The sequence below is a fragment of the Erythrobacter sp. LQ02-29 genome, from assembly GCF_022576075.2.
In the GTDB taxonomy this organism is placed as follows: domain Bacteria; phylum Pseudomonadota; class Alphaproteobacteria; order Sphingomonadales; family Sphingomonadaceae; genus Alteriqipengyuania.
The window spans coordinates 2,195,202-2,209,004 of record NZ_JANCNT010000001.1 but is presented as its reverse complement, the minus strand read 5'-3'; the positions used below and the strand labels follow the sequence as shown (position 1 = coordinate 2,209,004).

The 13,803-nt window shown below is 64.1% G+C and carries 15 protein-coding genes and 1 tRNA gene; 4 read left to right on the top strand and 12 right to left on the bottom strand.

Annotated elements, in window-relative coordinates; translation table 11 throughout:
- The first annotated feature begins 9 nt into the window (after positions 1 to 9).
- The 3 genes from MKP08_RS10915 (at position 10) to hflX (ending at position 3,441) form a co-directional block, all read left to right on the top strand.
- Positions 10 to 1,383, top strand: a complete 1,374-nt coding sequence (locus tag MKP08_RS10915) for a sigma-54 dependent transcriptional regulator (RefSeq protein ID WP_215228181.1) — start codon at positions 10 to 12, stop codon at positions 1,381 to 1,383.
- 152 nt (positions 1,384 to 1,535) lie between these two features.
- The gene (hfq, locus tag MKP08_RS10910) at positions 1,536 to 2,099 is read left to right on the top strand and encodes an RNA chaperone Hfq (protein WP_373418086.1); all 564 of its coding nucleotides are present in this window, start codon (positions 1,536 to 1,538) and stop codon (positions 2,097 to 2,099) included.
- On the top strand, positions 2,086 to 3,441 hold the full coding sequence (gene hflX, locus MKP08_RS10905) for a GTPase HflX (protein WP_241553849.1): 1,356 nt from the start codon (positions 2,086 to 2,088) through the stop codon (positions 3,439 to 3,441). Before hfq ends, hflX begins: the two co-directional genes overlap by 14 nt.
- A 27-nt stretch (positions 3,442 to 3,468) precedes the next feature.
- On the opposite strand, the gene mazG is transcribed toward hflX, so the two are convergent.
- The 10 genes from mazG to MKP08_RS10855 all read right to left on the bottom strand — a co-directional run bounded on the left by mazG (position 3,469) and on the right by MKP08_RS10855 (position 11,657).
- Positions 3,469 to 4,236, bottom strand: a complete 768-nt coding sequence (gene mazG, locus MKP08_RS10900; protein ID WP_241553848.1) for a nucleoside triphosphate pyrophosphohydrolase — start codon at positions 4,234 to 4,236, stop codon at positions 3,469 to 3,471.
- 134 nt (positions 4,237 to 4,370) lie between these two features.
- Positions 4,371 to 4,535, bottom strand: a complete 165-nt coding sequence (locus MKP08_RS10895) for a hypothetical protein (RefSeq protein ID WP_241553847.1) — start codon at positions 4,533 to 4,535, stop codon at positions 4,371 to 4,373.
- Complete coding sequence (locus tag MKP08_RS10890) at positions 4,535 to 5,302, bottom strand: MBL fold metallo-hydrolase (RefSeq protein ID WP_241553846.1); 768 nt, start codon at positions 5,300 to 5,302, stop codon at positions 4,535 to 4,537. Before MKP08_RS10890 ends, MKP08_RS10895 begins: the two co-directional genes overlap by 1 nt.
- Entirely contained in the window at positions 5,299 to 6,075 is a 777-nt protein-coding gene (locus MKP08_RS10885) for a TatD family hydrolase (RefSeq protein WP_241553845.1), read from the bottom strand. Before MKP08_RS10885 ends, MKP08_RS10890 begins: the two co-directional genes overlap by 4 nt.
- Positions 6,075 to 7,634, bottom strand: coding sequence for a methionine--tRNA ligase (metG, locus tag MKP08_RS10880; RefSeq protein ID WP_241553844.1), 1,560 nt, complete (start codon positions 7,632 to 7,634; stop codon positions 6,075 to 6,077). The genes MKP08_RS10885 and metG overlap by 1 nt, the downstream gene beginning before the upstream one ends.
- Positions 7,627 to 8,574 (bottom strand): DNA polymerase III subunit delta', encoded by a 948-nt coding sequence (locus tag MKP08_RS10875; RefSeq protein ID WP_241555590.1) that lies wholly within the window; start codon positions 8,572 to 8,574, stop codon positions 7,627 to 7,629. The genes metG and MKP08_RS10875 overlap by 8 nt, the downstream gene beginning before the upstream one ends.
- Positions 8,574 to 9,212 carry a dTMP kinase gene (tmk, locus tag MKP08_RS10870; RefSeq protein ID WP_241553843.1) on the bottom strand — a complete coding sequence of 213 codons (639 nt, stop codon included), beginning with the start codon at positions 9,210 to 9,212 and terminating at the stop codon, positions 8,574 to 8,576. The genes MKP08_RS10875 and tmk overlap by 1 nt, the downstream gene beginning before the upstream one ends.
- Positions 9,209 to 10,372, bottom strand: coding sequence for a D-alanyl-D-alanine carboxypeptidase family protein (locus tag MKP08_RS10865; protein WP_241553842.1), 1,164 nt, complete (start codon positions 10,370 to 10,372; stop codon positions 9,209 to 9,211). Before MKP08_RS10865 ends, tmk begins: the two co-directional genes overlap by 4 nt.
- A gap of 32 nt (positions 10,373 to 10,404) precedes the next feature.
- Positions 10,405 to 10,545 (bottom strand): SPOR domain-containing protein, encoded by a 141-nt coding sequence (locus tag MKP08_RS10860; protein WP_255750556.1) that lies wholly within the window; start codon positions 10,543 to 10,545, stop codon positions 10,405 to 10,407.
- A 95-nt stretch (positions 10,546 to 10,640) separates the two neighbouring features.
- A complete protein-coding gene (locus MKP08_RS10855; protein WP_241553840.1) occupies positions 10,641 to 11,657 on the bottom strand; it encodes a lytic transglycosylase domain-containing protein in 1,017 nt (338 codons plus the stop codon).
- 103 nt (positions 11,658 to 11,760) lie between these two features.
- Here MKP08_RS10855 and MKP08_RS10850 point away from each other — a divergent pair.
- Positions 11,761 to 11,850 (top strand) — tRNA-Ser (locus MKP08_RS10850).
- Positions 11,851 to 11,857: 7 nt separating this feature from the next.
- Here the strand turns inward: MKP08_RS10850 and MKP08_RS10845 are convergent.
- On the bottom strand, positions 11,858 to 12,049 hold the full coding sequence (locus tag MKP08_RS10845) for a hypothetical protein (RefSeq protein WP_241553839.1): 192 nt from the start codon (positions 12,047 to 12,049) through the stop codon (positions 11,858 to 11,860).
- A 77-nt stretch (positions 12,050 to 12,126) separates the two neighbouring features.
- A complete protein-coding gene (gene lpdA / locus MKP08_RS10840; RefSeq protein WP_241553838.1) occupies positions 12,127 to 13,539 on the bottom strand; it encodes a dihydrolipoyl dehydrogenase in 1,413 nt (470 codons plus the stop codon).
- Between the last annotated feature and the right edge of the window lie 264 nt (positions 13,540 to 13,803).

The window sequence follows — 13,803 nt, the reverse complement described above, 5'->3', positions numbered from 1 at the left end:
GACGCTCTGATGGCGCTCGAAATACTTGTCGTGGATGACGAACGCGATATTCGCGATCTCGTTTCGGGTGTACTCAGTGACGAGGGGTACGAGTGCCGGACCGCCGCCGACGGGCAAACCGCGCTCGACATGGTCGACGAGAAGCGCCCCAGCCTCGTTCTGCTGGATGTGTGGTTGCACGGCAGCAAGCTCGACGGTCTCGAAGTGCTCGACGCGATCAAGCTGCGCGAGCCCAACCTGCCGGTGATCGTCTTCTCAGGGCACGGCAATATCGATACTGCGGTATCCGCGGTTTCGCGCGGGGCGATGGATTTCATCGAAAAGCCGTTCGAGGCGGAGCGCCTGCTGCTCCTCGTCGCGCGTGCGACCGAGACAGATCGGCTTCGCCGTGAAAACGAACGACTGCGGCAGGACACTCCCGGCGGGGAGGAATTTACCGGCAATTCGGCGGTGGTGAACCAGCTTCGCGCTACCCTGAAGCGCGTGGCAGGCACCGGCAGCCGGGTGCTGATCACCGGCCCGGCGGGAGCAGGTAAAGAAGTGGCGGCGCGCCTTCTGCACAATTGGAGCCCGCGGGCCGAAAGTGCCTTTGTCGTAGTGAACTCCGCCCGCATCACGCCGGAACGGTTCGAGCAGGAATTGTTCGGAGAGGAAGCCGACGGAAAACTGGTTCGTGCCGGATTGCTCGAACTGGCGGACGGTGGAACCCTGTTCCTTGACGAAGTTGCGGACATGCCGCTGTCGACCCAAGCGCGGATCCTCCGCGTTCTGACGGAACAGAGCTTCGTCAGGGTCGGCGGAACCCGGCAGATCGGCGTCGACATGCGGGTCGTCTCGTCGACCTCGCGCGATCTCCAGGCGGAGATCGACGAGAAGCGGTTTCGCGAGGATCTGTTCTACCGCCTCAACGTCGTGCCGGTCACCGTTCCATCGCTGACCGAACGCCGGGACGATATACCCGCGCTGGCCGACCATTTCTTCACCCGGTACGCGGCCGAGCAGGGCATCGCGCCTCCCTCCATCAGCGAAGAGGCGATGGCCGCGCTTCAGGCATACGACTGGCCGGGCAATGTGCGACAGCTCCGCAATGTGGTCGAGCGCACGATCATCCTGTCGCCGCGCGAACGGCTGGAGAAGATCGAGCCCGACATGCTCCCCAGCGAGGTAACGAGCGGAAAGATCGGGGGCGCTCCCGGGCTCGCTTCGCTGATGGGCGTTCCCTTGCGTGAGGCGCGGGAAACCTTCGAACGCGAGTATCTGACGATCCAGATCCGCCGCTTCTCCGGCAACATCTCGAAGACCGCTACCTTCATCGGGATGGAACGATCGGCCCTGCACCGAAAGTTGAAAATACTCGGCATGTCCGATCGCAAGGAAGAATGATGTGCCGGCTTGCGGAACCCGCGTCCATCATCCACATTTGACGAAGGGCGTTCTCTTTAGCACCAGCGCCTTATTTTCCCGGTAGGTACCTGATCGGTACCCTTCCAGATCGCGGCCCGGCTAACGGGTCGCCCATAACAGGAGCCGAACAAGTGGCCGAAGGAAAGACCCTGACCGTCAAGCCGCGAGCGCCGAAGAAGGAGCCGCCCAAACCCGCGCCAGCGCCGGGCAACCTGCAGGATGCATTCCTCAATCTGCTGCGTCGTCAAAAGACGCCGGTCACCGTCTTTCTGGTCAAGGGCGTGAAGCTGCAGGGCATCGTCACCTGGTTCGACAATTTCTCGCTGCTCCTGCGTCGGGATGGCCAATCTCAGCTGGTCTACAAACACGCGATCAGCACCATCATGCCGGGCCAACCGATGGAAGCCGAACAGTTCGGGAGTAAGGACGGCAGCGCGAAGCAGCGCCTGTTGCAGGACGTGTTCCTGAGCCGGGTGCGCGAGGCCGAGGTGCAAGTGACCATGTTCTTGGTGAATGGCGTCATGCTCCAGGGCCGGATCGCTGCCTATGACCTGTTCTGCACGCTTTTGGAGCGCGACGGCTACGTCCAGCTGGCATACAAGCATGCGGTGTCGACCATTCAGCCGGCCAGCCCGGTGGACTTGACTGAATGGGAAGGGGACGCCGACGACGGCAGCCCCGATGAAGAGGGCTGAGCCGCTGAACCTGGACGACGACCTGCTGGGAGAGGTGACCTCGGGCGCGCGAGCGTTAGTCGTGTGCCCCGATATTCGCGGAGCCGATTACGAACTGGGCGCGCAGGAGCGGCTGGAAGAGGCGTGCGGGCTCGCGCTCGCCATCGGCATCGAGATCGCCCATAGCTACGTTCTTCCGGTACGCGACGTCCGGCCGAACACACTGTTTGGCGCCGGTCAGGTCGAACGGATCGGCACCGAGTGCGAGCAGCACGAAATCGAACTCGTGATTATCGATGGCGCGTTGAGCGCGATTCAGCAGCGCAATCTGGAAGACGCACTCAAGCGCAAGGTGATAGACCGGACCGGCCTGATCCTGGAAATCTTCGGCGAACGGGCCGCGACGGCGGAGGGCCGCTTGCAGGTCGAGCTGGCGCACCTCGATTACCAGAGCAGTCGCCTCGTGCGCAGCTGGACCCACCTCGAGCGGCAGAGGGGTGGCTTCGGCTTCCTGGGCGGGCCGGGCGAAACGCAGATCGAGGCCGACCGGCGAATGATCCGCCAGCGCATGGCCCGATTGCGGCGGGATATCGAACAGGTTCGCAAGACCCGTTCCCTGCATCGCGATCGGCGAGAGCGGGCGCCGTGGCCTCTGGTCGCGATCGTGGGTTACACCAATGCCGGTAAATCGACGCTTTTCAACCGGCTGACGGGATCGGACGTTATGGCGGAAGATCTCCTGTTCGCAACGCTCGATCCGACCATGCGCGCGATCGAGCTGCCGGGGATGGAGAAGGTCATCCTGTCCGACACGGTGGGCTTCATTTCGGACCTGCCGACACAACTCGTCGCGGCATTTCGCGCTACGCTGGAAGAGGTCGTTGCTGCCGATGTCATCGTCCATGTGCGCGACATGGCCAATCCGGCAAACGCGGCGCAGAAGCAGCAGGTGCTCGATGTGCTCGCCGACCTTGGGGTCGGGGTGGGGGAGGGTGAGGACGGGCACGAACCGACGCCGGTCGTCGAAGCGTGGAACAAGAGGGACCTCCTCGATCCGGAAACGCGCGAGGAGTTCGGCCAGGCGGCCGCGAACGATCCGAACGTAGTGCCCATTTCCGCAGCCAGAGGAGAGGGCATAGACGACCTGCGCACGCGCATCGACGCGATACTGACAGCCGATGCGCGGTGCTACGAGCTGGCTTTGCCGGCGACCGATGGCAAGCGCCTGGCGTGGCTCCACCAACACGGCCATGTCCTGTCCCAGTCCGACGAGGAAGGCGGATTGGTAGCGCGATTGAGCGTCCGCCTGACACCCAGGGAATACGGGCGGTTTCGGTCCCTCTCCGCTACCGACGCCGCGTGAACATGCGGCGGGGCCGCCTGCGTGCTATCACGAGGTGCGCTGGGCGGTTTTCTTGACGCGGTTCCAGAGCGCTTCCTGCTGGTCCAGATCGAGCTCGGCGAACGAACCGCCGGCCAGGTTTTCCATCGCGCGATAGCGCCGCTCGAACTTCCTATTGGCGGCGCGCAATGCCTCTTCCGCCGGGACACCGTAGGCTCGGACAAGGTTGACCGCGGCAAACAGCAAATCGCCGGCTTCCTCCACCCGATCCTCGGCTGTCGCTGCTTCGGAGAGTTCGTCCATCTCCTCGCGAACTTTGGCGCGAGGGCCGTCGACATCCGGCCAGTCGAACCCGTCGCGAGCCGCGCGCTTTTGCAGCTTTTCCGCCCTGAGCAGCGCGGGCAACGCACCGGCGACCCCGTCCATCGAGCTGGTCGCGCCTTTGCTGTCGCGTTCTGTCGCTTTCAACGCTTCCCAACGGTCTTCCGTCATGGCCTGGTCGGATTCAGCGCCGAAAATATGCGGGTGGCGTGACACCATCTTGTCGCCGATGGCCTGCGCGACGTCGTCGAAAGAGAACGCGCCGGCTTCCTCGGCCATGCGGGCGTGGAAAACGACCTGGAAAAGCAGGTCGCCGAGTTCCTCGTGCAAGTCGTCCATCGCGCTGCGTTCGATGGCGTCGGCCACTTCGTACGCTTCCTCGATCGTGTACGGTGCGATCGTCGCGAAAGTCTGCGCGCGATCCCAGTCGCATCCGGTCTCCGGATCGCGGAGCCTGGCCATGATTTCGAGCAGTCGTTCGATCGGCTTGGTCATGTGCGCTGCCTAACCGGTGAGCGAGCCGGACTCCAGCATGTCGGGGAACTCTCTCACCACCTCAAAACGAGATTGATAATATATATTATGTTAAATGATATATATCCAGCGTGGGCCGGCGCCTGATTTGCTCCTCAAACAATCATCGAGATGACAATCGCGAGCCCTGTGAAAATCGCGGCCCAGACGAGCGCCAAGCGCAAACCGGAGCGCCAGTCGAGCCGAAAGGATGCAAACGCGCCCGCCGCCAGGATAAGCCAGCCAAGTAGCACCACAATCTGGAGCACGTCGTTGCCCATTATGCTTCCACCACCAGTCCATCGTGGCCGACGATAACACCCTTGGGAACTTCAGCCTGCAACGCTCTGTAATCCATCGATTTGTCCAAATGCGTCAGGACGAGTTTTCCAACCCGGCATCGCTTGGCCAAATCCAGCGCCAACGCGAGATGAGCATGCGTTGGATGCGGATCGCGCCGCAAACAGTCGCAAACCAGCACGTCGACCCCGCCGAACACTTCAATCATATCGGCTGTAATTTCGCTGAAATCCGTTGCGTAACCGATTGTCTTTCCATCGTTTTCGAACCGGAAACCGGTGCTCTTCGCGGGTCCGTGCGGCATACGACACCAACCTATACCGAAGCCCGCGAAAATCCTCAGTCGATCGAGCGTGTCGAGATCGACAATGGTCGGATAACCATATTCGCCGGCAAAAACGTAGCTGAAGCGCGCGCGCAGCCGCCTGACCGTTTCTTCGGTTCCGTAGCCCGGAATCGGCCCTGAACGTCCGTAACGGAGCGACCGTAAATCATCGATCCCGTGGCAGTGGTCGGCATGGTCGTGGGTCCAGAACACGCCGTCGACGGAAGCGATGTCGTTGTCGAGCAGTTGGCGCCGCAGATCGGGCGAGGTGTCCACCAGGATCCGCTTGCCCTCGTCGCTCTCGACCATGATCGAGACGCGCATCCGATGATTCCGGGGCTCGTCCGGGTCGCAGGCACCCCAGTCGCCATTGCTGCGGGGAACCCCGGTCGAGGTGCCCGAACCGAGCAGCGTGACCTTCACGCCTTCGCCCGAGTGAACAGACGGTGGAAATTGGCGGTGGTTGTTTCGGCCAGGCCGTCCAGCGGGACGCCCCGAAGCTCGGCGACAAATGTCGCGGTGTCCCGCACGAAGGCCGGTTCGCAAGTCTTGCCTCGATTGGGTACGGGCGCGAGGAACGGGCTATCGGTTTCGACCAGCAGCCGATCGGCGGGCACGCCCTTGGCCACTTCCTGCAAATCCTTGGCATTCTTGAATGTGACGATGCCGGACAGCGAGATCGTCAGTCCCAGATCGAGAACCTTTTGTCCGAACTCCGCCGATGCGGTGAAGCAATGGATCAGCGCAGGGAACGCGCCCTGCTCCATTTCATCGGCCAGGATCGCGGCCGTATCGTCCTCCGCGTCCCGCGTGTGAATGATGATCGGCAGGCCGGTCTCGCGCGCCACGCCGATGTGCATCCGGAACAGCGCCTGCTGCACCTGGCGGTCGGACTTGTCGTAATAATAGTCGAGCCCGGTTTCGCCGATGCCGATGACGCGATCCTGCTGCGTCGCCACCAGCAGCGCCTCGCGACCGAGATCCTCGTGCGCGTCCGCCTCGTGCGGATGAATCCCGACGCTGGCCCATACATCCGGCTCGCGCTGCGCCGTACCGACCACGCGGTCCCATTCCGACTGGCGTGTGGAGATGTTCAGAAAGCCGTGGACCCCGGCCGCACGCGCGCGATCGAGCACCGCCGCCTGATCCTCGACCAGACCTTCGTATTCGAGGTGGCAGTGGCTATCGATCAGCATCAGGCGGCGTCCGTTTGCGGCAGTTCGAGGCGCGGGAAGATCGGCTCCGGCTTGGCGATGCGATGACCGCTGGCGACCAGAGCGCCGAACCACCCCTCGTTTGAGAGATCGGCGAAGCCGCGCCGCTCCGGTTCGCAGCCCACGGCATCGAGCACGGCCTTCGCCTTGTTCGGGATGACCGGCTGCACCGCCAGCGCGAGATCACGGATCGCGATCAGCAGCGTCTGCAACACGGCCTTCATCCGATCGGGATCGGTCTTGCGCAGCGCCCATGGAGCCTGCTCGTCGACATACTGGTTGCAGGCGAAGACCGCGCGCATCCACTCTTCGAGCCCGGTCGAGAACGCCAGCCTCTCGAAAGCCTCCGGCAAAGCCTCACGACAGGCATCCTGCACCACGGTCAGCAGACTGCGATCGACACCATCCGGAGAGAAATCCTCAAGAACACCATCCATGTTCTTGTGAATCATGGATAATGTGCGCTGTACGAGATTTCCGAAGCTGTTCGCCAGTTCTGCATTGGCGCGCGTCACGATCGCCTCCGGCGAATAGCTGCCGTCCTGGCCGAACGCGACCTCGCGCAGCAGGAAGTAGCGCAGCGTATCGACGCCGAAGCTGTCGGCAAGGGTCAGCGGATCGGTGACATTGCCGAGCGATTTCGATTCTTTCTGCCCGCGATTGAGCAGGAAGCCGTGGCCGAACACCTTCTTCGGGGTCGGCAGATCGGCGCTCATCAGGAAAGCCGGCCAGTAGATCGTGTGAAAGCGAACGATGTCCTTTCCGATCAAATGCAGGTCGGCGGGCCAGAACTTGCGCCACATTTCGGTATCGTCCGGGTAGCCGAGCCCTGTAATGTAATTCGTCAGCGCATCGACCCAAACATACATGACGTGGTCGTCGCTCCCCGGCACCTTCACGCCCCAGTCGAAGCTGGTCCGGCTGATCGAAAGATCGCGCAGGCCGCCTTCGGCGAACGCGATCATCTCGTTCCGCCGGCTTTCCGGTTCGAGGAACCCGGGGGTGCGCAACAGGGCCAGCAGCTTCTCCTGATAGCTCGACAGGCGGAAGAACCAGCTTTCCTCGACGGTCCATTCGACTGGAGTGCCTTGCGGGGAAAGACGCTCCCCCCCTTCCCCGTCGACCAATTCCTTCTCGTCGTAGAACGCCTCGTCGCGGACCGAATACCAGCCCTCGTAGCGATCCAGGTAGAGGTCGCCCTTGGCCTCCATCGCGCGCCAGATCGCCTGGCTGGCGCGGTGGTGATCGGCATCGACCGTGCGGATGAAGCGATCGTAGGAGATGTCGAGCGCATCGCACATGCGGCGGAACCGGCCGGACATCTCGTCCGCCAGCTCGCGCGGCTTCTTGCCTTGCTCCTCCGCCTTGCGCGCCATCTTTAACCCGTGTTCGTCGGTGCCGGTCTGGAAACGCACCTCGCGCCCGCGAAACCGCTGGAAACGAGCGATGACATCGGCCGCGATAGCCTCGTAGGCATGGCCGATATGCGGCGGTCCGTTGGGATAGCTGATGGCGGTGGTGATATAGTAAGGATCAGACATCGGCCGTGCTCCTATGCCCGGCGGCCGATGCGAGCAACCCGCCGATTTCGGTCGAAAGGAAGCCGGGGTCGAAATTGTAGGTCGGGGCTTGGGCCGCCAGGGCGACCATGGCGGCGTGCGCATCCGCCACGGCGGCGAGCGTCGGACCCTGCGCGCCGACGGCCTCGTCCCGCAAGACGTTGCGCGACAGGTCGAATATCGCCTGCAGCCGGGTGCGGTCGGGCCGGTTGCCGATCGCGTCTACCAGCCTGCCGCGCAGCGCGAAATCCCGGTCGCCCTCGCGAACCAGACGGCGCATCAGTTCCTCCACCGGGGCCAGCTGCTGCTCGATGAAAGTGAGCGCCGCGCCGGGGGAGCCGCCCGCACCGGCCGCCGCCGCCCGCCGCGACGCGTCGTCGGATTCTGGCGCGGCTTCGGCCAGGAAAGCGAGGATCGCGTCTTCGCCGACCGGGGCGAAGCGCAGGATGCGGCAGCGCGACCTGATGGTGGGGAGCAGGCGCGCCGGGCGATGCGACACCAGCAGGAAAAACGTGCCCTGCGGCGGTTCCTCCAGGCTCTTGAGCAGGGCGTTCGCCGCGTTGCGCTCCAGATCGTCGGCGGGATCGATCACGATCGCGCGGCGCTCGCCCAGGGTCGGCCGGGTCGCGAGCCGGCGCTGCATCTCGCGGATCTGGGCGATGCGGATGCTGCGCGCGCGCTCGTAAGGCTTGCCGTCCGCGCGCTTGCGGTCTTCCTTGTCGTCCTTCGGCGGGTGGGTCAGGGTGAGGATGTCGGGATGCTGCGCGCCCTCTTCCGCGCCCACCAGCGAGCGCGCGGCCGCGTTTGCAAAGGCCCGCTTCCCGAGGCCCTGCTTGCCCGCGAGTATCCAAGCATGATGCATCCGCGCGCCCGAACGGGCTGCGTTCCATTCGCGCCAGGCGGCTTCGTGGCCTGGCTGCATCACCGGCTGCCCTCTGCCAGAGGCGCGACGACGGTCCATATACGGTCGGCCACGGTCGCGGCGTCTGCGTCGGCGTCGATCTGCACGGTCGTGGTCGGCTCGATTTCCGCAATCTCGGCGAAGGACGAGGCGACGGCAGCATGGTAGGCGGCATCGCGCCCGCCGATGGCATCCGAACGCCCGCCGTCCCGCTGCGCCAGGCGCGTCGAGGCGCTGGCCGCGGAAACTTGCAGGAGTAGGGTGAGATCGGGCCGCAGCCCCTCGCTTCCGAAGCCGTGGAGACCGACGATCGCCGTGTCTCCCAAGCCCCCCGCCCCGCCCTGATAGGCACGGCTCGAATCGACGAAGCGGTCGCATACTACCCATTTTCCCGCGGCCAGCGAGGGGCGGATCAGCCGTTCGACATGGTCTGCCCGTGCGGCGGCGAACAGCAGCGCCTCGGCGCGCGCGCCCCACCCTTCGCCCGGTGGATCGAGCAGCAACGTGCGAATAGCCTCCGCACCCGGTGTGCCGCCGGGCTCACGGGTCATGACGACGTCGATCGCCGCATCTCGTAAGCGGTCGGCCAGTAGCCGCGCCTGCGTAGATTTGCCGGCCCCCTCCCCCCCTTCGAAAGCAATGAACCGTCCCGGTGTCATCGCAGGAAAGCGGAAAAGCCGTTGACGATGCGACGCAGCGGACCGGCCCGTTCCACCGCCTCGCCCGCGACCAGCGGGACGGTGGACGGTTCGAGGCCCGGTGCCGTCAGCTTGAGCCGGGCGACCTCCTCGCCTTTCGCGATCGGGGCCTCCAGCGGCCCGTCGTAAAGCAGTTCGACCTTCACCGGTCCCGTGTTGCCCTGGGGCACGGAGAGTCGCACCGGTCGCGGGGCAATCAGCGGCAGCTCGCTGGCCGAACCGTTCTGGACCCGCGCCATCGCGATCGGCTTGCCCGCCGGGAACAGGTTCTGATTAGCGAAGCGGGCGAAACCCCACTCCATCAGATCGCGGGCAGCGGCATTGCGCTGACGCCAGGTGTCGCTGGTCGCCACGACCAGCATCAGGCGGCGTCCGTCGCGCTCCGCCGTGCCCAGGAAGCCATAGCCCGCCTGGTTGGTGAAGCCGGTCTTGATCCCGTCCGCGCCCTCGACCTTGCCCAGGATCGGATCGTGATTGTCCTGCGCGATGCCGAAGGCCCGCATACCCGGCTTGCCAACATAGCGGCGAAACAGCGTCGGATAATCGTTCACCATCGCGCGGCCGAGGATCACCAGATCGTGCGCCGTCACGAAGGTCCCGCCTTGGTCCGGCCAGCCATTGGGCGTGTTGAAATGGCTATCGCGCATGCCCAGTCGACGCGCATTCGCATTCATCATCCGGGTCCACCCCGCGACGGAGCCCCCCGCCCCTTCCGCCAGAACGACAGCGCCGTCATTGGCCGAAACGGTCGTGATGCCCCTCAGCAGCAGATCGACGCTCGGATTCGCTCCGCGCGGGAGGAACAGGCTGGAGCCCTTGCGATCCCATTCGGCGAACGCGGTATCTGTATAGGGAAAATGCTGCACCAGCGACAGCTTCCCCTCCCTGACCAACCGGAAGGCCGTGTAGACCGTCATTACCTTGGTGATGGAGGCGGGCATGAAGCGCAGATCGGGATTTCTCGAGAACAGAACCTGCCCGCTGCCCGCATCGACCAGCAGCGCTATCGGGGCATCATTTGCATCGGGAAGCGATGGCACGTCGTCCTTGGCGACCGCAGGTACGGTCAGGCAAAAAGCCGTTACGACCGAGACGATTGCTCTCTTCAGTTTCGAACTCACCCTAGCTCCCGCCCGCCGGCGGGGCCGGCGGTTCAACCTGCTGTAAACACGCGGGCGTCGCTATAGCCTGCCGCCCGTACCTTGGCGAGCGCCGCTTCGGCCTTTCCACGGGTTGCGTTGGGGCCGGTGCGAACGCGATGGATGCCCTCGCTTGCTTCCACGTAGCCGTCGATCCGGTCGGTGATAGCGTGTCTTGCCCCGTCACCCGCCGCTCGTGCAAGCGGCCATGAGCGCGGTTAGCAAACCACCTCACACCGCGCGCAGGACGTTATCGGGCAATCTCATCTGCAAGCAATCCCACACTCATCGCGTAGTAATTTGAGCAGTTATATTCGAGGATAACCCGGTAATTTGAGGTCAAGAGCCAGGCGGGCGCACCCGCCCCGTCGGGCTGGAACAGCGAGGCGAGGACGTCGTCGCCCAGCGCGCGCTGCGGTTGCACGCCGAGATCGCGCCACTCGCGAACCGTCTTCCACTGGCTATGCCGCCCGTGCACCCGGTCGCAGACCGGCGCGTCGAGCTTCGTCGCATAGCGCGAGACGTCGAAACCGTCCGGCACATAGGCGCGCACGCCCCATGGTTGCCCGGTGCGCCATCCCGCATCGACGAAATAGCGCGCGATCGACGCCAGCGTGTCGGAACGGTTGTTGAAAATATCCGCGCGCCCATCGCCATCGCCGTCGGTCGCAAGGCGCAGATAGACGCTCGGCAGGAATTGCGGATTGCCGAAAGCTCCGGCCCAGCTGCCGACCAGCTCGGAGCGCGGATAGCCCTTGTCCGCGATCTTCAGCACATCGACGAATTCGGTCGCGAAAAGGTCTCGGCGACGCCCCTCCCAGGCGAGCGTCGCCAGCGAGCGCGCAAGATCAAAATCGCCCTTGTAGCCGCCGTAATTGGTCTCGTGTCCCCAGATCGCGAGGAGTATCTCGCCCGGTACGCCATAGCGCCCCTCCACCTGCTGCTGGAGGCCGCGCGTCTGGCTCGACACCTCGCGCCCGCGCGAGATGCGTGCATTGTCGACATGCCGCGCGATATAAGGCGCAAGCGCCGGAAAGCCCGAACCGCGCGAGCTCCCGGGCTGGTCCTGGTCAAGCTCGATGACGCGTGGGTTCGGGGTCAACCCGTCGGTCATGCGGCGGATGGTCGCCTCGCTCACCCCTTCGCCCCGCGCCCTCGCGATCAGCAGCTGGAGATAGGCGTCGAACGGCATGTCCTGCGCATGTGCGGGCACCGGGACCGACAGGGCGAAGACAAGGGCGGAAAAGATCAGACGCGACAATGACATGGTCCCTCCTCTCACATCATCCCTTAACAGCCAATGGCCCAATGCGAACGCCACGTGCCGGGGTGACATTCGCGAAACTTTTGCCTAGCGACCTCGCCAGCGCGGACAGGTGGCAGAGCGGTTGAATGCACCGGTCTTGAAAACCGGCAAGGGTGCAAGCCCTTCGTGGGTTCGAATCCCACCCTGTCCGCCAGCAATCCCTATTTCCGTTTCTTGTCCTTCTGCACCAGCGACTGGTCCTCGCGTTGCCCCTTCGGGTGATGCTCGGGCGTCGTGCTGCTCTGGTTCTTGAGCGCGCGATGCTTGTCGATCACTTCGCTCTTGTCGTTGTAATCGGGGGTGTCGGGCTCGCCGTCCTGGCCTTGCGGATCGTCGGTGATTTCATACTCCATCGGTTGGAACTCCTCTCGCGAACCCAACGGGCGGGACGCGAGGGAGTGCCAGTAAAAGCGACGAAGCGCGTAGCGCGTCAGATATGCAGCGCGCGCCCGTATGCGGCGAGGACGCTTTCATGCATCGATTCCGAGATGGTCGGGTGCGGGAAGATCGTACCCATCAGCTCGGCTTCCGTGGTCTCGAGCGTCTTGCCGACCACGAAGCCCTGGACCATCTCGGTCACTTCCGCACCGACCATATGCGCGCCCAGCAGCTCGCCGGTCTTCGCATCGAACACCGTTTTGGTGAAGCCTTCCGCCTCGCCTAGCGCGATCGCCTTGCCGTTGCCGATGAAGGGGAAAGTGCCCGCTTTGACCTCGTAACCCGCTTCCTTCGCCTTTTCCTCAGTGAGGCCGACGCTGGCGATCTGCGGATGGCAATAGGTGCAGCCCGGGATATTCGCCCGGTCGAGCGGGTGCGGATGAACGTCCTTGTTACCCAGCTCCTTCGCGATCGCCTCTGCCGTGGTGACGCCCTCGTGGCTCGCCTTGTGCGCCAGCCACGGGCCGGGCGTGCAGTCGCCGATCGCCCACAGCCCCTTGGACTTGGTGCGCCCGTAATCGTCGATCTGGATAAAGCCGCGCTCCATCTCGACCAGCTTCTCGGCCCCGATGTTCTCGGTGTTCGGCACGATGCCGATGGCGACGATGCAGTGGGAGAACTCGGTTTCCGAAACCTTGCCGTCCTTCGCCTTGATCTGCGCCTTCACGCCGCTGCCCGAAACCTTGATCTCCTCCACGCCCGCGCCGGTCATAATCGTCATGCCCTGCTTAGTCAGGCTCTTTTCGAGGAAGGTCGAGACGTCCTTGTCCTCCACCGGCACGATCCGGTCGAGCATCTCGACCACGGTCACATCCGCGCCCATGTCGTTGTAGAAGCTCGCGAACTCGATTCCGATCGCACCGCTGCCGATTACCAGCAGCTTCTTGGGCATTTCGGGCGGCGTCATCGCGTGGCGATAGGTCCAAACGCGCTTGCCGTCCGCTTTGGCGAAGGGCAGGTCGCGCGCCCGCGCGCCGGTGGCGACGATGATGTGCTTGGCGGTCAGCTTCTCCTCGCCCTTCTCGCCCTTGACGGTGAGAGAGGTCGGGCCGGTCAGCGTGCCCTCGCCCATGTGGACCGCGATCTTGTTCTTCTTCATCAGGTGCGTGACACCCTGGTTAAGCTGCTTGGCGACGCCGCGGCTGCGCTTCACCACCGCTTCCAGATCGGCCTCGATCTCGCCTGCGACCTTCAGGCCGTAATCCTTCGCGTGATCCATGTAGTGCTTGATCTCTGCCGAACGCAGCAGCGCCTTGGTCGGGATGCAGCCCCAGTTGAGGCATATCCCGCCAAGCAGCTCGCGCTCCACGATCGCGGTCTTCAGCCCGAGCTGCGCACAGCGGATCGCGGCGACATATCCGCCGGGTCCGGAGCCGAGAACGATGACGTCGTATTGGTCAGCCATGGGAGAGATTGCCTTCTTGAAGTCCTACAGGATGGAACACCTGGAACAGTGTCCTGGTGCGGAAAAATGTGCCGGTTTGCGGAGGTTTATTCAGGTGAGATGGGAGGCTGACCGCGCGAATGTCCATCGGCGCGACATCGCACGAGACGTCGGATGTAGGACAGCCTCGCCGACACCGCTCACCCTGAGCGTGGCGGAAGCGAAGCTGATGCGAAGCATCAACGGTCGTACTGGCCTTCCCGCGCCACGCTCGAAGAAAGAGCG